At 33.1% G+C, this 22774-nt stretch carries 22 protein-coding genes; 8 read left to right on the forward strand and 14 right to left on the reverse strand.

Annotation, left to right across the window (positions count from 1 at the left end):
- Positions 1 to 40: 40 nt before the first annotated feature.
- Complete coding sequence (locus HGP29_RS05095; protein WP_168881294.1) at positions 41 to 769, reverse strand: isoprenyl transferase; 729 nt, start codon at positions 767 to 769, stop codon at positions 41 to 43.
- A gap of 240 nt (positions 770 to 1009) precedes the next feature.
- On the opposite strand from HGP29_RS05095, the gene HGP29_RS05100 reads away from it, so the two are divergent.
- Positions 1010 to 1519: a TRAP transporter small permease subunit gene (locus HGP29_RS05100; RefSeq protein ID WP_211093207.1), complete on the forward strand. Its 510-nt coding sequence runs from the start codon at positions 1010 to 1012 to the stop codon at positions 1517 to 1519.
- Entirely contained in the window at positions 1516 to 2823 is a 1308-nt protein-coding gene (locus HGP29_RS05105) for a TRAP transporter large permease (protein ID WP_168881296.1), read from the forward strand. Before HGP29_RS05100 ends, HGP29_RS05105 begins: the two co-directional genes overlap by 4 nt.
- Here the strand turns inward: HGP29_RS05105 and HGP29_RS05110 are convergent.
- From HGP29_RS05110 to HGP29_RS05150, 9 genes are all read right to left on the reverse strand, one after another.
- Complete coding sequence (locus HGP29_RS05110) at positions 2820 to 3482, reverse strand: lycopene cyclase domain-containing protein (RefSeq protein WP_168881297.1); 663 nt, start codon at positions 3480 to 3482, stop codon at positions 2820 to 2822. The two genes, HGP29_RS05105 and HGP29_RS05110, sit on opposite strands and share 4 nt — an antisense overlap.
- Positions 3466 to 3966 (reverse strand): sterol desaturase family protein, encoded by a 501-nt coding sequence (locus HGP29_RS05115; protein WP_168881298.1) that lies wholly within the window; start codon positions 3964 to 3966, stop codon positions 3466 to 3468. The genes HGP29_RS05110 and HGP29_RS05115 overlap by 17 nt, the downstream gene beginning before the upstream one ends.
- Positions 3967 to 3970: 4 nt before the next feature.
- Positions 3971 to 4645, reverse strand: a complete 675-nt coding sequence (locus tag HGP29_RS05120; RefSeq protein WP_168881299.1) for a carotenoid biosynthesis protein — start codon at positions 4643 to 4645, stop codon at positions 3971 to 3973.
- Positions 4638 to 6086 carry a 1-hydroxycarotenoid 3,4-desaturase CrtD gene (gene crtD / locus HGP29_RS05125; protein ID WP_168881300.1) on the reverse strand — a complete coding sequence of 483 codons (1449 nt, stop codon included), beginning with the start codon at positions 6084 to 6086 and terminating at the stop codon, positions 4638 to 4640. The genes HGP29_RS05120 and crtD overlap by 8 nt, the downstream gene beginning before the upstream one ends.
- A gap of 6 nt (positions 6087 to 6092) precedes the next feature.
- Entirely contained in the window at positions 6093 to 6623 is a 531-nt protein-coding gene (gene idi, locus HGP29_RS05130) for an isopentenyl-diphosphate Delta-isomerase (RefSeq protein WP_168881301.1), read from the reverse strand.
- Positions 6624 to 6626: 3 nt separating this feature from the next.
- Positions 6627 to 7463 carry a phytoene/squalene synthase family protein gene (locus HGP29_RS05135; RefSeq protein ID WP_168881302.1) on the reverse strand — a complete coding sequence of 279 codons (837 nt, stop codon included), beginning with the start codon at positions 7461 to 7463 and terminating at the stop codon, positions 6627 to 6629.
- A 23-nt stretch (positions 7464 to 7486) separates the two neighbouring features.
- Complete coding sequence (locus HGP29_RS05140; protein WP_168881303.1) at positions 7487 to 8980, reverse strand: phytoene desaturase family protein; 1494 nt, start codon at positions 8978 to 8980, stop codon at positions 7487 to 7489.
- A gap of 260 nt (positions 8981 to 9240) precedes the next feature.
- Positions 9241 to 10137, reverse strand: coding sequence for a HAMP domain-containing histidine kinase (locus HGP29_RS05145; RefSeq protein WP_168881304.1), 897 nt, complete (start codon positions 10135 to 10137; stop codon positions 9241 to 9243).
- A gap of 26 nt (positions 10138 to 10163) precedes the next feature.
- The gene (locus HGP29_RS05150; RefSeq protein ID WP_168881305.1) at positions 10164 to 11162 is read right to left on the reverse strand and encodes a radical SAM/SPASM domain-containing protein; all 999 of its coding nucleotides are present in this window, start codon (positions 11160 to 11162) and stop codon (positions 10164 to 10166) included.
- A 235-nt stretch (positions 11163 to 11397) separates the two neighbouring features.
- Between HGP29_RS05150 and HGP29_RS05155 the strand changes: the two genes are divergently transcribed.
- The 5 genes from HGP29_RS05155 (at position 11398) to HGP29_RS05175 (ending at position 14626) form a co-directional block, all read left to right on the forward strand.
- Entirely contained in the window at positions 11398 to 12402 is a 1005-nt protein-coding gene (locus HGP29_RS05155) for a helix-turn-helix transcriptional regulator (protein WP_168881306.1), read from the forward strand.
- Positions 12399 to 12980: an acyl carrier protein phosphodiesterase gene (locus HGP29_RS05160; protein ID WP_168881307.1), complete on the forward strand. Its 582-nt coding sequence runs from the start codon at positions 12399 to 12401 to the stop codon at positions 12978 to 12980. The genes HGP29_RS05155 and HGP29_RS05160 overlap by 4 nt, the downstream gene beginning before the upstream one ends.
- Positions 12977 to 13645: a potassium channel family protein gene (locus HGP29_RS05165; RefSeq protein ID WP_168881308.1), complete on the forward strand. Its 669-nt coding sequence runs from the start codon at positions 12977 to 12979 to the stop codon at positions 13643 to 13645. Before HGP29_RS05160 ends, HGP29_RS05165 begins: the two co-directional genes overlap by 4 nt.
- Positions 13646 to 13697: 52 nt before the next feature.
- Entirely contained in the window at positions 13698 to 14078 is a 381-nt protein-coding gene (locus HGP29_RS05170) for a DUF1987 domain-containing protein (protein WP_168881309.1), read from the forward strand.
- Positions 14079 to 14356: 278 nt separating this feature from the next.
- Positions 14357 to 14626, forward strand: a complete 270-nt coding sequence (locus tag HGP29_RS05175; protein ID WP_168881310.1) for a hypothetical protein — start codon at positions 14357 to 14359, stop codon at positions 14624 to 14626.
- Between the two features lie 115 nt (positions 14627 to 14741).
- Here HGP29_RS05175 and yidC read toward each other — a convergent pair whose 3' ends face one another.
- The 4 genes from yidC to HGP29_RS05195 form a co-directional block, all read right to left on the reverse strand.
- A complete protein-coding gene (yidC, locus tag HGP29_RS05180; protein ID WP_168881311.1) occupies positions 14742 to 16550 on the reverse strand; it encodes a membrane protein insertase YidC in 1809 nt (602 codons plus the stop codon).
- Positions 16551 to 16736: 186 nt separating this feature from the next.
- Positions 16737 to 18383: a CTP synthase gene (locus HGP29_RS05185; RefSeq protein ID WP_168881312.1), complete on the reverse strand. Its 1647-nt coding sequence runs from the start codon at positions 18381 to 18383 to the stop codon at positions 16737 to 16739.
- Between the two features lie 90 nt (positions 18384 to 18473).
- Entirely contained in the window at positions 18474 to 19385 is a 912-nt protein-coding gene (locus HGP29_RS05190) for a DUF72 domain-containing protein (RefSeq protein ID WP_168881313.1), read from the reverse strand.
- A 109-nt stretch (positions 19386 to 19494) separates the two neighbouring features.
- Positions 19495 to 19980, reverse strand: coding sequence for a hypothetical protein (locus HGP29_RS05195; protein WP_168881314.1), 486 nt, complete (start codon positions 19978 to 19980; stop codon positions 19495 to 19497).
- Between the two features lie 378 nt (positions 19981 to 20358).
- On the opposite strand from HGP29_RS05195, the gene HGP29_RS05200 reads away from it, so the two are divergent.
- Positions 20359 to 22749, forward strand: a complete 2391-nt coding sequence (locus HGP29_RS05200) for a TonB-dependent receptor (RefSeq protein WP_168881315.1) — start codon at positions 20359 to 20361, stop codon at positions 22747 to 22749.
- Positions 22750 to 22774 lie beyond the last annotated feature (25 nt).

Genomic DNA, 22774 nt, shown 5'->3' on the forward strand with positions numbered 1-22774 from the left:
ATGCCTTAATAGTTTTTACTTGCTGATTCCTTTTAATCAATTATGATAACTGCTCACTTGTTTTGCCATATCTGCGTTCTCTTCCTTGGAACGCATCTATTGCTTCGTGTAGCACTTCTTTTCTGAAATCAGGCCAAAGTACTTTCGTAAAATATAATTCTGTGTAGGCAATTTCCCATAAAAGGAAATTACTAATTCTTTGTTCGCCACTAGTTCTGATGAGGAGTTCAGGATCTGGCATATTTGCAGTAGAAAGGTAACTCTTAATGGTATCTTCCTTAATCTCAGATATTTCACCACTTTTGTATGCTTCAGACATACGCTGAGTAGCTTGAGTTAAGTCCCATCTTCCACTATAGCTTAGGGCCAACACTAATGTTAGACCCGTATTATCTTTAGTTAGTTGTATTGCTTCTTGCAATTCTTTCTGACAATCTTTGGGTAATTTATCAATATTACCGATTGCCTGAAGCCTAACGTTATTTTTTGTAAGGGTTTTTGTTTCCGACCTAATAGTGGAAACCAGCAATTGCATCAAAGCAATTACTTCTGCTTTGGGTCTATCCCAATTTTCAGTTGAAAAAGCATACAAAGTAAGATAGTCTATACCTAACTCGGCACAACCTTCAGTTGCATCACGAACTGCTTGAATTGCATTCCTATGACCAAAAATTCGTTTAGCTCCTTTTCCTTTCGCCCATCTACCGTTACCATCCATAATGATGGCAATGTGTTTAGGTAAGTTGGCTTTATCTTTATTTACACTCATGGTATAAAAACCCTTCTAGAACAATTTAATGATTAGTAGATAAAAAATAATGCTACTGAACGGCGAAATTAAAGATAAATACAGCGGATAACAACCAAAATAGAGTCAAAAGTTGAAACATTTATTACTATTTTCGGAAAGTCATGTAATTTTACTTCATACAATTGAAACTTTTTTCAAAGAGTCGCATTTTTTAAACTCAGATTATCAACGTAATAAGATAATTTCATTGTTTCATTTATGAACACGCTTTCTCAAAAAATTAATTTGTTAAATAAAACAATAGGACAAGCAGCATCATTATTAACGATCTTTTTGATTGCTCTTGTATGCTTTGACGTTGGAGGCAGGTATTTATTCAACTTTTCAACGGCAGGTATATCAGAACTTGAATGGCATATCTTTGGTTGCATTTTTTTACTAAATGCCCCCAATACTTTAAGGCTTAATAAACACGTTAGAGTCGATGCAATTTACAATCAGTTCTCACCCAAAAACCAAGCTCTTATTGATATTTTTGGTGTTCTTTTTTTTCTAACACCTTTCTGCATATTGGTTATAGATGCTAGTATTCCTTACGTAATTAATGCCTATACCATAATGGAAAAATCTACAGATCCAGGCGGTTTACCTTTTAGGTTTATCATCAAATCTTGTATTCCAATCAGTTTTATATTGTTGTTACTTCAAGGCATTTCACATTTACTCTCTAAACTTCAAACACTAAAAGACTACACTTCTACTCCATGATTATTCTTTTATTATTTCTCTGTCTGTTTGCAGCCTTACTTTTAGGTTTTCCAGTGGCATTTACTTTAGCAGGTGTATCTATCATATTTGGGTATTTTGCATTTGGTATCGACCTATTCTATTTATTACCATTAAGAATATATGGTACAATGAGTAGTCAAATACTGATTTCTGTTCCTCTATTTATTTATATGGGAGTAATGTTAGAGAAATCTGGTATCGCCAGCCGTTTATTAAACACAATGGCAATACTATTAGGACGAATCCGAGGAGGTTTAGCGATTTCTGTAGCCATCGTTGGAGCAATGCTTGCAGCATCAACAGGTATCGTTGGTGCGACAGTTGTTACTATGGGGCTAATGAGCTTACCAGCCATGTTGAATAGAGGATACTCAAAAGAATATGCTACAGGCATCATAGCAGCATCAGGTACCTTAGGTCAAATCATACCACCAAGTATCGTATTAATACTTATGGGCAGTGTGATGAATATCTCAATTGGCAACCTATTTATAGCAGCTGTGATCCCGGGTGTTAGTTTAGTAATCTTGTATATTTTATTTGTATATGTTTATGCGGTAATATATCCAGATAAAGTACCACACTTCTCGGAAGCAGAGATTATTACATATCAGAAAGAATTAAGTTTTAGATTATTATTCAGAACTTTCCTTCTTCCGTTCATACTTATTGTAGCTGTACTAGGGTCAATTTTTCTGGGAATAGCGAGTCCTACTGAAGCAGCAGGTATTGGAGCTCTATGTGCAACATTATTAACCAAACTTGAAGGGAAATTAACTTGGGAAAATATAAAAACTGCGGCTTATGAAAGTGGCAATTTAAGTAGTATGGTTTTCATGATTTTAGTTGGAGCTACTGCTTTTGGGTTAGTATTTAGAGGTATGGGTGGTGATGACTTTCTTGTAGAACTTATTCAGAATGCAGACTTATCTCCTTATATGTTTCTTGCAATTGTAATGATAGGAATCTTTATAGCAGGTTTCTTTATCGATTTTATTGAAATCATATTCATATTCATGCCGGTAGTTACACCTATCTTTATGCATTATGATATGAACTTGCTATGGATTGCAATATTAGTTTCTCTAAATCTACAGACATCATTTTTAACTCCCCCATTTGGCTTTTCATTATTCTATTTAAAAGGAGTTGCTCCTGAATCTGTGAAAACTTCTCACATCTACAAGGGCATTATACCGTATATTGTAATACAAATAGTATTGATTTCTGTTATCATTCAGTTTCCACAAATAGTTACATGGCTTCCTGAATTTCTAGATTAATCTTCTTTCCAAGTCCATCCTTTAAAACATAATAGCATCATTCCTAATAGGTATATAAAATCTTCAGAAGGAATGGTACCTATTCTCACATCTGAAAATGCCGCTGAATTATACCAGACTATTGGATCCTCAGTGATTGAACCTGTTAAGATTCCATTGAAAATCAAAAATGGAAGCAAAGTCAATAAGTATGACCACCAAAAAGCCATATTAAGTTTACTTCTAACCAACATAAAAGCCAATAATACCACTAACAGGTTTATATAAGAGTAAATGCCTCCATAATATACCTGCGATAGTGCTACTCCTATAAAAAAATAATAGGGAAGAATAGTTTTTTCTTTCGTCTTTGGAAAGTATGATTTTACACATTCGTAGATAAAGAGATAACAATATGGGATGATGATAAAAAACATCCACTCCTCCAATGGAAGGTGTAAGAATTCGAAACCTACTAGATAATCAGAGTTAAAACCCCATTCTAATGAAAATGCAAAAAAGATGTCCCATGGAATATAGATAGCCCACAGAAAAGATAATGCTACCAATAACTTTGGCCACTTCTTATAAAAAGCCACTTTTTTGTCAAAGCTTAATAAGAATGGACCTGCAATAGCAATCACATTTATAATTAGATATAGATTAAATTGTTCCGGCATTTTTATGTTGTCTTACTTTCTTATTGTTTGTTTTTTTAGCCTGATGCCAATATTTCATTGGTACAATTAACATTCCGAAACACTCACTATCGTATTTACCCATATTCTTATGGTGTACTTTATGTGCTTTACGAATTGCTCTGAAATATCTATTATTCGTATTATCAAACCACTTAAATCTTCTATGAATTAAAACATCGTGTGTGAGAAAATAACATAAACCATAGAGCGCAATCCCAGCTCCAATCCATACAAATGTGTATTGGTTATACATCATCCCCAACATAATTCCCAACCAAGATGGAATAGCAAAAATTAAAAAGAAGAAATCATTCTTTTCAAAGAAATGATCGTGTGGTTCGTGATGATCTTGATGAAAATACCACAAGAAACCATGCATAACATACTTATGTGTAGCCCAGGCAACAAATTCCATTACTAAGAAAGTGGATAATACGATCAATATACTAATTAGAGTTTCCATAAAATTAAAGGAGTGATGCTATTACTTGAAAGAAAAAATAACCAAAAAAAAGGATAAATAAATATATAGAAAGTGGATTCTTTGAATCTAAGAATTTTAATTTTAGGTAGATGAAAATACACATAAAGAACCACCAACTAAAATAATTTTTAAATGGCGGCATTCCATTATCCCATTGCCAAAACCCTAGAGGTTCACATACAATTTCAATAAGTACATCAAGCATTACAACAATGAAGCTGCTTAATATTACTTGAAAAAAGAGAGGAAGTTTCTTTAGTGTTGTCTTCGATAATTCTACCCCTGCTATCGCTAAAATGATCCAATTTATTGGTATTAGAAATGGAACACCATCAATTTTGAAACCTAGGTTGTTAAGGTAAATATAATCACCAAACAAAACACCGAAGTGCACTCCATGCCATTCTATAAAAAAACTACTACAATAGGTGAAAAGCAACCATATAGCAAACACTAAGTTTTTCTTTTCTTCAAAGGATAATAATATCACAAATGACGAAAATAAAAGAAAAGGTGTGAATGGTAACAACAACTGGTTCAAAGGAGTAAAAGCAACTACAGCTCCTACGGTATAAAAAATGGTAAGTAATATTTTACTTTTGGCTAAGTTGGTCAGTTTTCTAAACTGTGAGTTTATTTGTGTAGTTAAATCATTCATTAATTAAGCCTTCTACAATTTTAGAACTATTTAAACATAATGGAATCCCTCCCCCTGGATGAACACTTCCTCCTACAAAATATAGGTTCTTAAAATCGTTGGATTTGTTTCTTTGACGATACAGTGCATGGGTTAATTTGTTACTATTCAGCCCATAGAGTGCACCTTTCCAACTCATGGTATCTTTTTCTATACCTCTAGGGCTCCAAAAAGAAGATTCTTCTATCAATTCACTTAACGCTACTTTTAAATGCTTTGATAATATTTGGATTACCTTCGCCTCAATCTTCTTTACAATTTCATCAGAAAATAGCTCTGGTTGAGCAGGAACATTGATCATTACAAACCAGTTTTCACAACCTTCAGGTGCATCTTCTATATTCACCTTACTACTGATGTGTACATAAATGGTAGGGTCCTCAGGAATTTTTAAATCATCAAATAATTGTTGAAACTCCTTTTTATAATCCTTTGAGAAAAAGATATTATGTAGGTCTAAAGATTCAAATTTCTTTTTTACTCCCCAATAAAATACCAAAGCAGAAGATGACAACTCTTTTGATGTAGGTATCTTAATCTCTTTTTTTACCACTTGAGGTAGAAAGAAGTTTACATCAGCATTACTTACAAAAAGGTCAGCATTATACGTTTTGTCATCTGTTTCGACAGAGACAATAGTATTCGCTTTCGTCTGTATTTTTTTAACTTTTTGATTAGTAATAAACTCAACCCCTTCTTCTTCAGCTAATTTTATGAGTGATGTAATGATTGACCTCATTCCTTTATTAGGAAAAAACACTCCATCAGAGTGTTCTAAGGCACTAATTACTCTCATTATTGATGGAGTATGATAAGGATTAGATCCATTATAGGTAGCATAACGATCAAAAAGTTGAACAAGCTGATCGTTCTTAAAATATTTTTTATTGAACTCATGTAATGATTCAAACCAACCTAACCGAGTAAGAACGGGTAATGCTGCAAGTACTTCTTTATTAAAAAGATCTGACACTTTATTCAAACCACTTTCAAGAAAGATTGGTGATGTTTTTTTGTAATCATCAATTATTTGATGCATTACATCTTCAATATCAACACCCCAAATTTCTTTTACTTCATCAGAAAACTTTTGAGTATCTGTGTAACCTGTAAAAGTGGCCCCATCAGCAAAGAAATATTTTGTTGCTACATCATGTGAAATGTATGTAAAATAATCTTCTGTTTTCTTATGGTATAATGAAAAAAGCTCTTCAACAAGATGTGGTAATGTGAATAAAGAAGGACCTCGATCAAAACGATAACCTCCTAGATTAAAATCTTTAAGTTTTCCTCCTACATTATCTGTCCCTTCTAAAACTGTTACCTTATAACCTAGTTTATTTATCCTTAAAGCAGCTGAAACACCACCAATACCTGCACCTATAATAATCGCTTTTTTCATATATAATTATGCGATAGCTTTAGTTTCTAAATTTCTTTTTACAATATCTAAACACAGAGGAAACCATGCAGTAAAATCCTCAGGCTGATCTTCTAACCATTTTTCTAAATCATTAATAGAAATGAACTTTAATTGCTCCACTTCTTCTGCATTTGGAGCAAAACTACCAGAATACTGACCTACAAACACATAGTCATATTCATGTTCTGTAAGCCCATTCCCAAATTTCGCCTTGTATAAAACTTCTCCTACTCTATCTACAGGTGCATTAATACCTAACTCTTCCTGTAATCGCCTTTGAACTGCATCTTCTATAAACTCTCCAGGAGCAGGGTGACTACAACATGTATTGGTCCAAAGCCCACCCGAATGGTATTTAGACAATGCTCTTTGTTGTAAAATTAAATCACCATTCTCATTAAACAGAAAAATAGAGAATGCTCTATGAAGTTTCCCTTCAACATGAGCCTGCAATTTACCCATGGCACCGATTTCTTGATCGTATTGATCAACCAATATTACTTGAGGTTCTTGCATAATCTATAAAATGTTTACTTGGTGTCTAACATAAGATTGGAAAAACAAAGCATACTTCTTAGGGTCAGGAATTCTCAACCTTTGTTCGAGAATAACATGTGCAGGAGTATTTTTTACTTTCTTAAATAGACGAGTATAATATATATAAGCTAGATAAACTCCAAACCTTGCTTGTTTTGGTAGTTGTTTGATCCCTTCAAAACCATGATCAAAATCCTTTTGAATATCAGCTTCTACTTGTTTTTTGACTTCATCATTCCAAGTAGAAATATCAATGTTTGGAAAATACACTCTACCTAAGTCCCTAACATCCGCTTTTAAATCCCTTAAGAAGTTAATTTTCTGGAATGCTGAGCCAAGTGCCATAGCAGAAGGTTTCAATCTTTGATATTCTTCTTCATCACCTTCTAAAAATACTCTTAAACACATCAACCCCACCACTTCGGCAGAACCTAAAATGTAATCTTTGTATTCTTGCTCTGTATATTTCTTCTTACCTAAATCCATTCGCATGCTACGAATAAATAAAGTAATTAATTCTCTCTCAATCCCATACTTTGTTACCACTTCTTGGAAACACTGCAATACTGGGTTGGTACTTATACCATCATCAATTGCCTTGTAGCAATCTCTTTCAAAATCGTCAAGTAGTACTTCTTTATTGAAACCGTGGAAAGAATCTACTATTTCATCAGCAACTCTTACAAAACCATAAATGGCATAAATAGGATTTCTAAGTTTGGGTGCTAAAAAACGAATTCCTATCGCAAAAGATGTTGTGTATTTTAATGTTATTTCTTTTGATAAGTCATAAGCGAGATGATCATAAATCTGTTTCATAGTGTATTTGTCTGAGATGGTAATTAAGCGTTGACGTTTACTTGGATTTTTGGTAATTTCTTTAATGTTTCTTTTGCTACTAATTGTCCTGATATAATTGATGGAGGAACTCCTGGCCCTGGTACTGTCAACTGGCCAGTCATCATTACATTATCAAGATGTTTAAGCTTTATCGAAGGCTTAAGGAAAGCAGTTTGAGTAAGGACATTTGATAATCCGTATGCATTTCCTTTAAAAGCATTGTATTCTTTTACAAAATCAGTGTAGGCAAAAGATCTTTTTACGACAAGATGTTTTGAAATATCTACTCCGGTAGACTTTTTTACTCTTTCGACTAAAATATCAAAATACTTCTCTCTAATTTCTTCTGAATCTTCAAGGCCTGGTGCTACTGGAATGAGTAACATTAAATTCTCCATGCCTTCAGGAGCTATACTATTGTCTGTTTGACTTGGTGCACAGATATAGAACAAAGGATCTTTTGGCCATGCAGGGTTATCATATATTTCTGAAGCATGTGGATCAAAAGGAGTATCGAAATATAAATTATGATGGTGAATGTTTGGAATCTTTCGATCCAACCCAACATAATATAATAAACAACTTGGAGCCATTTTTCGTTTCTCCCAATAATCTTCAGTATAATTCCTGTGTGTTTCTGGTAATAATTTCTGTTCAAAGTGATGGTAATCACAAGAGGCGATCCATTGATCATGTATCACTTCTTCATCATTTATCATTACAGTTGTAATGACTCTACCTTCACAATTAATTTTTTCAACAGGTGAATCAAAATGGAATATTACTCCTTTTTCAATAGCTAGTTTCTCAAAACCTTCAATCACTTTCCCAAATCCTCCCTGAGGATACCATGTCCCTAATTTTAAATCAGCATAATTCATTAAGCTGTAAAGTGCAGGTGTCCTTTTAGCTACGTCCCCTAAGAATAATACTGGAAATTCAAGAATCTTTAGAATCTTTTCATTTTTAAAATACTTTCGAATATAAGAAGCAAAGTTATTGATGAGATGTAATCTAGGTACATTTTTGATCACCTGCCATTCTGCAAAATCCATAAAAGAATATGATGGTCGATGAACAAAGTCGTCCATGCCAATTCTATACTTTATTTCAGCTTCGTCTATAAACTTCATCAGGTATTTTTTTGAACCAGGCTCCCATGATTCAAATAGATTTCCTAATTCATCAATATCAGATGGAATATCAGTGTAATCAGATTCAGACCAATAAATTCTGTAGGAAGGTGATAATCGGTCAAGTTTGTAGTAGTCATTAACGTCTTTCCCAAAAGACTTAAAAAAGTTTTCAAAAACGTCGGGCATCCAATACCATGATGGCCCTAAATCAAAGGTAAATCCTTCTTTTGTCCATGTTCTTGCTCTCCCTCCTGCCATTTCATTTTTTTCGTAGACATGTACTTCATGTCCTTGATCAGCCAATGTAATAGCAGCTGACAATCCGGAGAAACCTGAACCAATTATTCCAATTGAAGCCATTATTGATCGAATTTGTTTAAAAATTAATACTAAAATTATTAACTAACTGTATAAACAGATGGATTAAAAAATTGTTTTGTTTAATGTCTGCACAGCAAAACACAAACAATATAAGTTACTTAAAATAAATGGTTTAAATTATTAGAATGAAAACTATTTTATATGAAATTATAAAATTTTAATATATAAACACCGTAGTAATGTGCACAAAAAAAACCACACACTAATAAAGTATGTGGTTCCTTGCATTGTCTTTTATGTTATTTCTTATTTGGAATAGATATTACTATCTCTGTACCTTTTCCAAGTTGTGTATTCATATCAAAGGTTGCCCCTTGTGATTTCAATATCTTTTTTGCTAGATCTAGAGTTTTTAAATCATCCGTATCTTGCCCATCATATCCCCAACCTTTTCCGTTGTCAGATATAGAAACTTGAGCTTCTCCCATAGAGGCATATAAAGATACAGTGATTTTACCATTCCCCTCTATCGTATTTGCAGAACATCTAATTAAAGCATTAATCGCTTTTTCAAAGACATTCTGGTTGATATTGATCATTGGTGCTCCTCCTATTTGAACAGCTACAGAAACGTTTTCAGGTAAGGTAGGCTTCACTTCTTCAAGGGTATTTTCAATAAACTCTTTTGGATTGATCAGCTTAGATTTCCCTAGATTATGAGTTGACATGATCGTTAATTCTCCAACATCATCATTTTCCACGACTTTTAGGGAATCTCCATGTACACCTTTCATTCTTGATGAGGTAAATTCCTCAACTTCCATCTCAGAAAGTACTTCTTGTTTTGTGGGTTGAATACTTCCGCCTACAAGGCTTTCTACCTCTTCTTCAAACTTAGGTTTATTCACTCTTGATGGCTTTGTTTTCTGTTGTTCTATATCCCTAACCTTAGCTTCTAAAAAAGTGATTTTTTCTTTCTGAGCTAAGTAAGATTGCTTGCTGATTTTTCTTTGCTTCCTTCTAACTATTTCAAGAAAGATCACTAAAACAACTAAGATAGAAACGACACCACCCCAAATTATCCTTTCTTGAATCAATGATTCATAACTTATCATGACAGTCTGTGCCATAAGTACATTAGGAAGTAATAGGATGACTGCGACAAAAAAGAATATATATTGTACTTTACTTCTCACGGCTATTTTGTTTTCAATAGAATTGTTTAGTTAAATATTTTTATACCTTCTGTACAGTTTTTACAGATATCTATATTTTCTCTTCCTTTTAGAAGTTGTTTTCTAAATGATAGGTATGCGGTATTTTTCCATATTGACTTAAAGCCAATATAATCATTTTTCAGGCTACCGAGAACGTATTTAGCATCTTTATCAAAACAACATGGAGCTACTTTGCCATCCCAAGTTATTACTGCAGAGTTCCATAATCTCCAACAATTACGCTCTAGTTTACCTTTGAAACGAAACTTACCGTCGGAATATTCTTTATACCTAGCATATTTTTCGTTTGTTGGTATTAAAGGTGACCCGTTCTTATAATCATATATCTGAGCAGTTTTAAAGACAATTTTATCAACATTCATCTTTTTGGATAATTCTTTTGCCTCCTCTATTTGATGCTCGTTGGGTTTCACCACCAAAAATTGAAAAACGACTTCAGGTGTTTTTGAGTTTAATTCATTCTTGGCCTTCACTATATTTTCTACTCCACTCAATACTTTTTCAAGTTTTCCTCCAACTCTATATTGTTCGTAAACTTCTTGAGTGGTTCCATCCAATGATATAATCAAACGATCTAATCCTGAGTTCACCGTATCTCTTGCTACCTTTTCATTAAGATAATGAGCATTGGTTGATGTTGAGGTAAAAATATTGGACTGATGAGCATACTTTACCATCTCTAAAAATTTGGGATGTAGGTATGGCTCTCCTTGAAAATAAAAAGTGAGGTAGATTAAAGTATCTTTTAGTTCTCTTATAATTTTTTGAAAAGTATCCTTCTCTATCATTCCTGTTGGACGAGTAAACGAACGCAATCCACTTGGACATTCAGGGCATCTTAAATTACAAGAAGTAGTCGGTTCAATAGACAAACTAATAGGATCTCCATAATGTATTGGCTTTCTACTTATCTTAGATAAATAGAAACTCAAATACACCAAAAAGGCATTCCATAGTTTTTTTATAGTGAGGTGATACTTCATAAAAATTGTGCATTCAAAACTTTGAATACATATACTTTTCTCAAAAATTCATTGAATAAACGACAAATAAAAATTTTCTTGATAACTTTATATAAACAGGAATATCCAAAAAAATGATAAATGATTGACACACAATCACAACTATTATAATAATGAATTGCCCTGCTTTTGAAATTGATCAAAATAAAGATGTCATAAAACATCAATATAAAATACTCGAGAAATCAATCACTGAATGAAAAGTAGTAAACTATCTTTTTTACGCTATTTATTAATCGATAAATGCATTCGAAATAAGCAAAAACCTTATCCATCAAAGATGGAGTTATTGGAAAGATGTTCTGAAGAATTTGGTGTTAACTCCCCATCTACTATCGAAAAAGATCTACAAGCATTACGTTATGAATTTGATGCTCCTATTGCTTATTCCAAGAGAGAAGATGGTTATTATTATAAAAACCCAGATTATAAACTCCTAGGTGTTAGTCTAACTTCTGAGCACATGGATGCTCTTAATTTTGTTGAGACTTTCTTAGTTGAATTTAAAGATTTACCAGTATTTGGTAATTTTTCAAATGCTGTAGATAAAGTTCTTGATGGATTAGAAATTACCAAGAAGTTTAAAAATGACACCAAGGAAAATTTCGAAAGTTTTATTCAATTAGAGAAATCTATTTATTCAAAAGGCAGCAAAGTATTTTCAGCATTAATTAATGCGGCAAAAAATCATCAGGTGATTGATATTGAATATCAAAAATTTGATAGCCTTACCGTAGATAAATATACCTTTCACCCTTATTTAATTAAAGAGTATAAAGGACTATGGTATATCACAGGTTATGCTGATAATAGACAAGGCATAAGGACTCTAGCTATTGATAGAATTGCATCGGTAGAAGAAAATAAGAATGCTGTCTTTCTACATTCACACCAAGTTGATTTTGATCGAGACATCTACTTCAAACATTGTATCGGGGTCACCATAAAAGGTGTTCCTCAGAACATAAGATTAAGGTTTAGCAATATAGCCGCCAACTATATTAAGACCACGCCTATTCATGATTCTCAAAAAATCATTTACGAAGATGAATCATCTATAGAAATTTCATTGAAGTTGATCGATAACCCTGAACTTAGAGCTATAATTTTAGGTTGGGGAAATCAAGTAGAAGTGTTATCTCCTTTTAGTTTAAGAAAGAAGATTGGTGAAGAAATTAAAAAATTAGCGTTAGTATATTGAACTACCTTGCACACATATATTTATCCCGTCATGATGACGAAGAAATGTTTGGCAACTTCATTGGCGACTTCGTAAAAGGACGAGACTTTAACTATTTACCCAAAAAAGTAGCTAGAGGAGTTCAATTACACCGTCGAATTGATGAGTTTACTGATCATCATCATGTCACACAAAAAATGAAAGTAAAATTACAACCTATGGCAGGAAGGTATGCTTTAGTCGTTGTTGATATCTTTTATGATCATTTTTTAGCAAAGAAATGGAATCACTTCCATAAGAATGTAGGACTGCAAGATTTCGCTAATCATTTTTACGACCTTCCCTACTGGCAGTCCTCATGGACTCCGGACAAAGCAATGAATATATATCCATTTCTTAAGCAATACGACTGGCTCAATGCTTATCAACACGATGAAGGGTTAACAAAAGTCTTTGGAGGTATGGAAAGAAGAATTAATTTCAGATCTCCTATTGGGAATGCTGTGAATTGGCTAAAAAAAGACTATTTTTATTACGAAGAATGTTTTGAGGACTTTTTCCCTCAACTTATTGATTTCACTTCTAACGTCAAGCTTTGATAAAATTTATTCTCAATAGAAAATTATTTGATTGGTTTCAAGATTTTAGGTATATCCTTTTATTGATTGCCTATTTTTTAGTACTCTGGGTACCAATCATATTCCAAGCATTTGGTTTAGATCAGCAACTCACTGACATTTCATTATTTGTTCTAATTTTAGCCATCTTTAATTTCATCAGAAAAAATAGTGTATACACAAAAGTGTTTTCTTTTGTTTCATTAGTAATTATTTCTGGAAGAGGTGCTGCAGTTGGCACAGAAAATGAAAATATAAGTGTAATCTCTTGGGTATTGATGTTAGTCTACTTTATTTTCTTCTTAAGAATTCTATTAATTGAAGTATGGAATGCGAAAAAAGTAAACATGAACACCATTCTCGGAGCTATCGCGGGGTATGTTCAGATTGGAGTAATTGCATTTATCTTATTTAAAGTATTAGATATCTTATTAAATAACCATGCTTTTACAACTACTGTAAGTATTTCGGACCTGATCTATTTTAGTTTTGTAACTTTAACTACTGTTGGTTACGGCGACATTACACCAGCCTCTGATGAGGTAAAAGCATTTTCTGTAATATTTGCTATGGTTGGTCAGTTTTATATGGCTATATTAATGGCACTGTTAGTTGGAAAATACCAGCAAGAACATTCAAAACAATAAGCAATTGCTGTACAAAAACATAATTTAGTATTATTAAAAAAAACTAGACTCTGTGGAAAAACTATTTATTAAAAAGAAAGAATTTGTTCCTGAGGTAAACTTTGATCCTTCAAAAGGCCTTTTGGAAATCAGTGGTCAATCTTATCACGAGTACACTGCTGAATTTTTTGATCCATTATTTACATGGGTAGAGGGTTATCTTAAGGAAAGTGGTTTAACGATCACTTTAAATTACAAGATGACATATTTTAATACGGCTTCTTCAAAAAGTTTTTTCAGAATTATAGAAATGCTTCAAGCATATGAGGAATCTGGAAAAGGAAAAGCTGTAGTGAATTGGTATTACAAGAAAGACGATGAAGACATGCTAGAAACTGGTGAAGATTTTATCAGCGATTCAGGATGGAAAAATATACATCTGATTGCATATTAATTCAAAAAACTAAAAAATATCACGTAAGATCTTTCATAACCTGAAAGATCTTTTTTTTTCTAATTAATGGCATAATATTTTAGGATATAAATAGTTATATAATAAAAGTATGTTTTACGTGTATTTTTTATAGTTCCAACACTACTATTTTAAAATCATTTTTTTCAAAACTTACACATTAAATTCTACTTTTTTACAACTTTTTTAATTCATAAATCGTAATAAACTATAACTCTATTAACGAGTATTAACACTACTGTTACAAAAAAATTAAAGATATGATCTGGCTTTTTAATTCTATCTTACTGATTTACCTTATACTATCTAATATTGCTATTATCGTTAGAATGTATCGTTCTTTTTTACAATACTTGTCACCAATAAAAGGGTACACTTCAATGATCTTAATTATTGGTGTATTAGGTGCTGTAGATTACTATGTTTTTGATATTACATCTGACAAATTCGAGATATTTGATGAGAACCAAGAAGTTTTCAAACAAATCGAAGAAAGAGGTAACGACTTCCAAGAGTTAACGAAACAATAGAAATAATAATTAAATATTATATATGGTAAGCATCTCATTTTAGAGATGCTTTTTTATGCATAATAAAAAAAGGCAACCCATTTCTGAGTTGCCTTTTTATATAATTAGAAGAAGATTAATCTTCTTTCTTACCTTTCTTTTTTGCCTCTTGTTGAGCCTTTTGCTGTTCCTTCATAGCTTTATCTAATCTAGCTGCAAAACCACCCGCTTTCTTGTTCGCATTCTTTTTCTTATTCTCATCCATAACTTTACGGATCTTATCTTCGTTTACGAAACGCTTCGAAGCTAACTGTTGTACAATTGTAATACAGTTAGATACAAAGTAGTAATACGTTAAACCAGCTGCGAAGCTGTTGAAGAAGAATAAGAAGAATACTGGCGATAAGTACGAGATGTACTTCATTTGCTCGTTAGTCTGTACTTGAGCTTGGTTTTGGAAGTATGTATACCCTGCCATTGAAATCGCCCACAATAAAGTAAATAACGATACGTGGTCACCATACGCTGGAATGCTGAATGGTAAATCTAAAATCGAGTCATAAGATGATAAATCATCAGCCCATAAGAACGCCTGCCCTCTTAATTGCAATGCATTAGGGAAGAAATTATATAATGCAACGAAAAATGGCATTTGAGCTAACATTGGAATACATCCAGATAGAGGATTGGCACCCACCTTTTGGTAAAGTGACATCGTCTCTTGTTGGATCTTCATTTGGTCATCACCATACTTTGCTTTTAACTCATCCATCTCAGGCTTAAGAAGTCTCATCTTAGCCATCGACTTGTAAGAGTTAAATGTAAGCGGATAAAGTACTGATTTTACCAATACCACCATGATAAAGATGATAAGACCATATCCTAATCCAAATCCTTCTAATGTTTCAAAGATTGGAATAAAGATATACTTAGATAATGGAGTAGTCCACGACCAGCCTAAGTAAACGTTATCTTCAAAACCTTTTGCTACACTTTCACAAACACGGTAATCGTTTGGTCCAAAGTAGTATCTAAGGTTAGCTGTTTCAATATTTGATAATGGAATTTGGAACGAGATATCTGCAGACTTCACAATCTCTTCATCATTCTCATCCATATCAACGATTAAGTTCGCTGCATTAAATTGTTGATCTGTGATCAATGCAACGTTAAAGAACTTTTGTTTTGCAGATACCCATGATAATGGTTCTGAAATTGCCTCCTCCTCTTTTGAAGTAGAAGTCATTGATAAATAATCATAATCACCTGCTTTTGTGAAATAGTTGACTGTAGTCTTCTGACGAGAAGTCTTCATGTCTTTTTCCACAAGCATCATATCGTCATGCCAAGTATATGAAATTGAAGCACCTTGAACGTAAGGCTTCGCTTTCACTAGCTCTAATCTATAGTTTAATACATACCCTTGATCAGCTAAAGTATATACTCTTCTTAAGATTTCATTTCCTTCAGTATCTCTACCAACCATTGCAACATTATTACCGCTTTTTTCAGCAGTATAATACAAAGTGTTAAGGTCAATCATACCAAATTGTGTTGGTAGATTTTCTTCTACTTTATAGTTGGATTCATTGACTAAGTTTAATGGCTTTTTATCGTATGTTTGGTAAGTCTTTAATAATACATTTTTTACTCTACCACCCTTACTATCAAAAGTTACTTCTATATTTTCGTTGCTTAAAACAATATCTTTTTGTTCACCTTTCATCATTACGCCAAAAATTCCAAATTTCGACTGTAATACTGAATCGCTTTCTACTGTTGCAACTGTTGTTTGTTTTTCTTCTTGAGAGGCTTTTGCCTGCTGTTCAACTTGCTCTGTTTGTACCGATGTATTCTCCACAGGTTGTTCTGGCTGGAAGAAGAACATATAGGCAATTAGTAAAGCTGATAACAACAGAAAACCTGTCGTTTGATTTTTATCCATAATTTTTATTTCAATATAACTTTTACAAGTCAAGTGATTTTAGATAAGGAACTATGTTCCATAATAAAATGCTTGCAAAGTTAAGTTTTTTATGCTTAAAACGTATCAAAAATCGGTTAAAAGTATATATAAAAAAAGCTCCTTAGCAATATTGACTAAGGAGCTATTAAATATTTCTAATAAGGATTAAGCACTAACTACTTCTCCCTTACTGTTTTTCAATTCTTTTACTGCTTTTACAAAAGCAACAAATAATGGATGAGGGTTTTCCACTGTAGATTTATACTCAGGGTGGAATTGTGCCCCAACATAGAATGGGTGGTCAGGAATCTCAACAATCTCTACTAATCCTGATTTCGGATTAATACCTGTTGCTTTCATACCTGCTGCCTCATATTGCTCTAAATATTCGTTGTTAAACTCATATCTATGTCTATGTCTTTCAGAAATTTTAGCTGAACCGTAAGCCTCATATGCTTTAGATCCTTCTTTTAATTCACAAGGGTAAGCTCCTAAACGCATAGTACCACCCATTTGTGAAAGGTTTTTCTGATCTTCCATTAAGTCAATTACTGGGTATTGTAACTCTTCTTCCATTTCAGAAGAATTAGCACCAGCAAACCCTACCATATCTCTACCGAAAGCAATAACCGCTGACTGCATACCTAGACAGATACCAAAGAATGGCACTTTATACTCTCTAGCAACAGAACAAGCATTGATCTTACCTTCCATGCCTCTTTCTCCAAAACCTGGAGCTACCAATACACCATCTAATGAAGTAATAATCTTCGCAGCGTTATCTCTTTCATCAAGATCTTCAGCTTTGATGTATTCTAACTTTACTTTTACTTCATTTACTGCACCGGCATGCACAAATCCTTCTACGATTGATTTGTAAGCATCTGGTAACTCAACGTACTTACCTACCAAACCAATTCTTAATTCACCTTGTGGGTTCTTAAGTTTTTTCAAGAAAGATAACCAATTATCTAAATTAGGATCTTGGTATGCTGGTAAACTTAATTTCATCAATACGATTTCATCAAGCTTTTCCTTTTGCATTAACAATGGCACATCATAGATTGTAGATGCATCACAAGATTCAATTACGGCGTTTAAGTCAACATTACAGAATAATGCAATCTTACGACGCATCTCCATAGGAATGTGATGTTCAGTACGACAAACTAAAATGTTTGGCTGTACACCTGCCTCCAATAATTGTTTTACAGAGTGTTGTGTAGGCTTAGTTTTTAATTCACCTGCAGCTCTTAAATAAGGTACTAACGTTAAGTGAATTACCATTGAGTTTTGTGAACCCAATTCTAACCTAGCTTGACGAACGGCTTCAATAAATGGTAATGCTTCAATATCACCAACGCAACCACCGATTTCAGTAATTACGATGTCATATTCTCCATTTTCAGCAACTTTGTAGAAGTTTCTTTTAATCTCATCAGTAATATGAGGAACTACTTGAACAGTTTTACCCAAGTAAGCACCTTCACGTTCTTTTGTGATGACATTGTTATAAACTCTACCAGTAGTCACGTTGTTTGCCTGAGATGTTGGTACGTTTAAGAAACGCTCATAGTGACCTAAGTCTAAGTCAGTTTCAGCACCATCATCAGTCACATAACATTCTCCATGCTCATACGGGTTCATTGTACCCGGGTCGATGTTTAAGTATGGATCAAATTTTTGAATTGTCACTGAATAGCCTCTACCTTGTAGTAGTTTACCAAGAGAAGCTGAAATAATTCCTTTTCCAAGCGAAGACGTAACACCGCCTGTTACGAAAATAAATTTGGTTTGTGTACGAGAAGACATACTTCGTTGATGATTTCACATTTTGTTTGTGCAAAGCTAAAGCAAGTGATGTGAATTAACAAATAAAGTATGTCAATGTCTGTAAGCAAATTAAAAAAGAGACTGTTGTTCAACCTTTTCTCTTAGAATTGGGTACGTAAATTCCCAGTTATATTTACTTTTTGACTTTTCACCAATATAATTTCCAATTTCAGGACAAAGAATATCTTCCGGTTGATGAGCAAAGAAATAAACCTCTTGTAAACCTTGCATTTTCAAGTGTTGAAGTCTTTTCAGCCAACTATCTACTCTACTAAAATCAGAGTCTACCAATTCATTGCCTACAAACCTGACTAATAAAGTTGGTGACGTAATACGCATATGAAGAACATCCCTTCGGCCTGCAACATCAGTGATAATCATTGCATCACCCCTACTTTCCATTAAGTCTGAAAGTTCGTCTAATACTTTATGATCTTTAAACCATGAATCATGACGTAACTCAAGTGCAAGAGGTATATGGGTGGGATATTTTTCAATAAAGTTCAACAATGGCTTTACCTCTTGAATATCAAAGTCAGGTGGCATTTGTAACCAAGTATAACCTAGCTTATTTTCAAAAAGCTGCATTTGCTCGGTGAATTCAATCACTTCTTGATGACAATTGATTAACCTTTTCCTATGACTTACATTCTGTAGCATTTTGGGACAAAAACGGAAATAATCTGGTACTGTAGATTTCCATTTTAAAAGTGTTTCTGCTTTAGGAATACCATAATGAGTAGAATTAAGTTCAATGGTATCAAAATGCTGAGAGTAGTAATGTAGAAAAGTTTGAGGAGTTGATTTTTCAGGATAGATTTTCCCTTTCCAAGCTGCACAAGACCATGCCGGGGCTCCTAAACGGAACTCAAAGTTACCGACAAAATTAGGGTGATTTCGAAGCACCATCTGAGAATATGGATCTTCCTCAGGTAAACTAAAATCAACACCAGAAATATCTTTCAATCTTCCAAAATCCATGCACATAATTTTTGAAATAATAATCCTATTGTGAATTTAACAGAAAAACCACATTAATTTAGATACAGTTCTAAACTAATGTGGTTTATCCTCTGCGATATACACAAAATTACAATTGTTCTTTTTTAAAGGCTTCTATATCCTTGTAATGGCATTGTTTAATAAGTATATCGATATCACCTTGTATTTTCGCATCACTTTCTTCGCTTTTACTCATTAATGCAGACCTCATTAGATTAGAAATCTCTTTTGTATGAGTGTTTGCTAAATCAAGTAGAGGTAATTCTATCAAGTTTCTGTATACGTTCGATTCTCTTCTTGAAAATGAAATTTGTCTAGCAGACTCTAATAGGGATTCTGTATATCTTGGGGCTTGCTGTAGCAACTCACCTATATATAGGTAATCATCTAAATTTACTTGGCTCGTCTCTATATAATAACGTAACTCTTGTAAACCTCCAGTATTAACTTCGCTAGACATTACCATTTGTCTAAATTTCTCTTGTGCTTCATCTGGAGTGATGACAACTATATCCTGAGCAAAATTATATTGATAGCTGATTAAGAAGGTTAGTGTAAAAAGGAGTTTTCTCATTTTAATTATCTGATAATTATTTCTATTTCAATAATAAGAGATTTAGAAAAAGATTAGAAGTTTCACTATCAATCTTTAACAAAAAAGGAAAGATCATTTTATTTTATTTAGAGAATTTGTTTCCACAACTTTTACAATTCTGTTTTAGTGATATACTCCCTTATCGTCTACCATGTGGTTGATAACAATATTAACCCATCTTACACCTAACACTTATCACTACACCATTTCACTAACAATCAACACTTTGCACTTTTCTTAAAATTTTGACTTAAAAAAAGTTTCATTTATTCACTTAACAAATGTGAACTTGATTGTTTGAGCTTATAAAAGTAACTATTCTTGTATCGTAATTTATAATTAGTCTAAATAGAAGTCATGACTAGAATTTTACTGTTAAACCTTTTCTTTATTTCCTTTGGTACTTTTTCCGTGTTTGGACAGACTAATACTGAACCTCTTAGGGGAATAGTATTAGATAGCAAAACAAACGAAGGAATCCCTTTTTGTACAATTGTTATTGAAGGAACAAATAAAGGTGTACACAGTAATGAAAATGGTGAGTTTGGTTATTCAAAAATCAAAAAAGGAAAATATAAATTACAGATTGTTAGAACTGGCTATATCAATAAAACAGTAGAAGCTGACTGGTCTAATCAAAATAATATCACTGTATATCTAGAAGAAAATGAGATCAAACTCGATGAAGTTTTAATTACTGGTCAGTCTGAATCCACAGAAATGGAAACACAAGGCTTCTCATCGAAATCTATCAAAACAGAAAAAATAGAAATCCAATCTATCGAACTCAGTACACTACTAGATCAAACGTCAGGTATTAATGTAAGGCAAGAAGGTGGTTTAGGTTCTCGTACTCGTTATAGTATCAATGGATTAAGTGGTAACGCGGTTCGCTTTTTTATCGATGGCGTTCCTATGGAATATTATGGTCAATCCTATTCTATCAACTCTCTTCCTGTTAACCTCATTGAAGAATTAGAAGTTTACAAAGGCGTTGTACCTGTTAATTTAGGCTCTGACGCTCTTGGTGGTGCTATCAATATTAAAACAAAATCAGCAAAGAAAAGTAGTTTAAACTTTTCATACTCTGCAGGTTCTTTCAATACACATCAAGTTGCTTTAAATGGTGGGTATAGAAATCAAAAAAATGGATTGACATTCAGAGGCTCATTATTTTACAATTACTCCGACAACAACTATGAAGTTTGGGGCGATGATGTATACGTTGTAGATCCTAATACTGGTAGAGTTGATAGATCTGTAAAAGCCAAACGTTTTAACGATGCTTATGAAGCTTATGGCACAAAGGTAGATTTTGGTTTTACAGATGTAAAATGGGCAGACCAGCTACTCATCAGTATGGTGTATTCTGATATGTATAAAGAAGTACAACATGGTGCAACTATGAATGTACCATATGGTGAAAGGTTTTATACACAGGGCAATGTAGTTCCAAGTATCAACTATCAAAAGAAAGATTTATTTGTTGATGGGTTAGATGTTAGTCTTTTCAGTTCATATGCCATGAACACTAGAACACTAGTTGATACTACTACGAATAAGTACAATTGGTATGGTGAAGTTTGGGCACAAAACCCAGGAGGTGGAGAAGCTGGAAACCCTACACATTCTACTACTGATGAAGGAACATTAATCAATAGATTTAACACCTCTTATTCATTTAATGACAATAACATCATCAATTTTAATGCGGTAATTACTGATTACAAAAGAACTGCATTTAACAGAGAAGCTCCTATTGGTCAAGACACAAGAAATAACTATTCGAAAATGAATAAAAACATTTTGGGACTGTCTTATTCTAATACTGCTATTGATGGAAGATTGAGGACAAATATTTTTGGTAAATATTATGGATACAATGTTAATGTCTTGGACCATGAATATAGAGATGGGGAATACTACCCTATCTACAATTCTACTTCTGATGTAAATTATGGTTATGGTATTGCCACAAGCTACGATCTCTTTAATAAACTTACTTTGCAATTTTCTGCAGAACAAGCTGTAAGACTACCTGAACCAGATGAGCTATTTGGTAACTATGCAGCCAACGTAAATGCCGCTATTAATTTAAAACCTGAGATCAGTAAAAACCTAAACTTCGGGATCCGTTATGGTGAATTAAACTTCAATGAACATTCACTTACATTCTCAACAACATTCTTCTTCAGAGATGTAGAGAATATGATCCAACAAAGTACTCAGGTTGTCAGTGGTGTTGAAGTATATGTAAATGAAAACTTTGGTGAAATATTATCAAAGGGTTTGGATTTTCAAATTGATTACGACTATAACAGAAAGTTTGAAGCTATTTTTTCAGGATCATATAATGACACAAGATACATGTCAGAGTATGATATCTATGGAAGAAAGAATATGTATTATGGTTCAAGATTAAAAAATGCTCCTTTCTTACAATTCAACTCTAGCTTCAAATATCATTTAAATGATATCATAAAAAATAAAGGTGATTTATCTGTGTATTGGAACATAAGATATATACATGAATACTATCGCCATTGGGAAAATATAGGAAGTGACAATAAGGACATGATCCCGACACAATTTGTCAACGATCTTGGTGCATCGTACAGATTCCCTAAAAATAAGCTAGCCATTAGCTTAGATGTAAAAAACCTATTCAATGAGCAAGTGTTTGACAACTTCGCCATCCAACAACCTGGAAGGGGGGTGTATTTCAAAATCAACTACTCGATTTTATAAACTCATTATTTAATAACTAAAAGAT

It is taken from the genome of Flammeovirga agarivorans, from assembly GCF_012641475.1.
In the GTDB taxonomy this organism is placed as follows: Bacteria; Bacteroidota; Bacteroidia; order Cytophagales; family Flammeovirgaceae; genus Flammeovirga; species Flammeovirga agarivorans.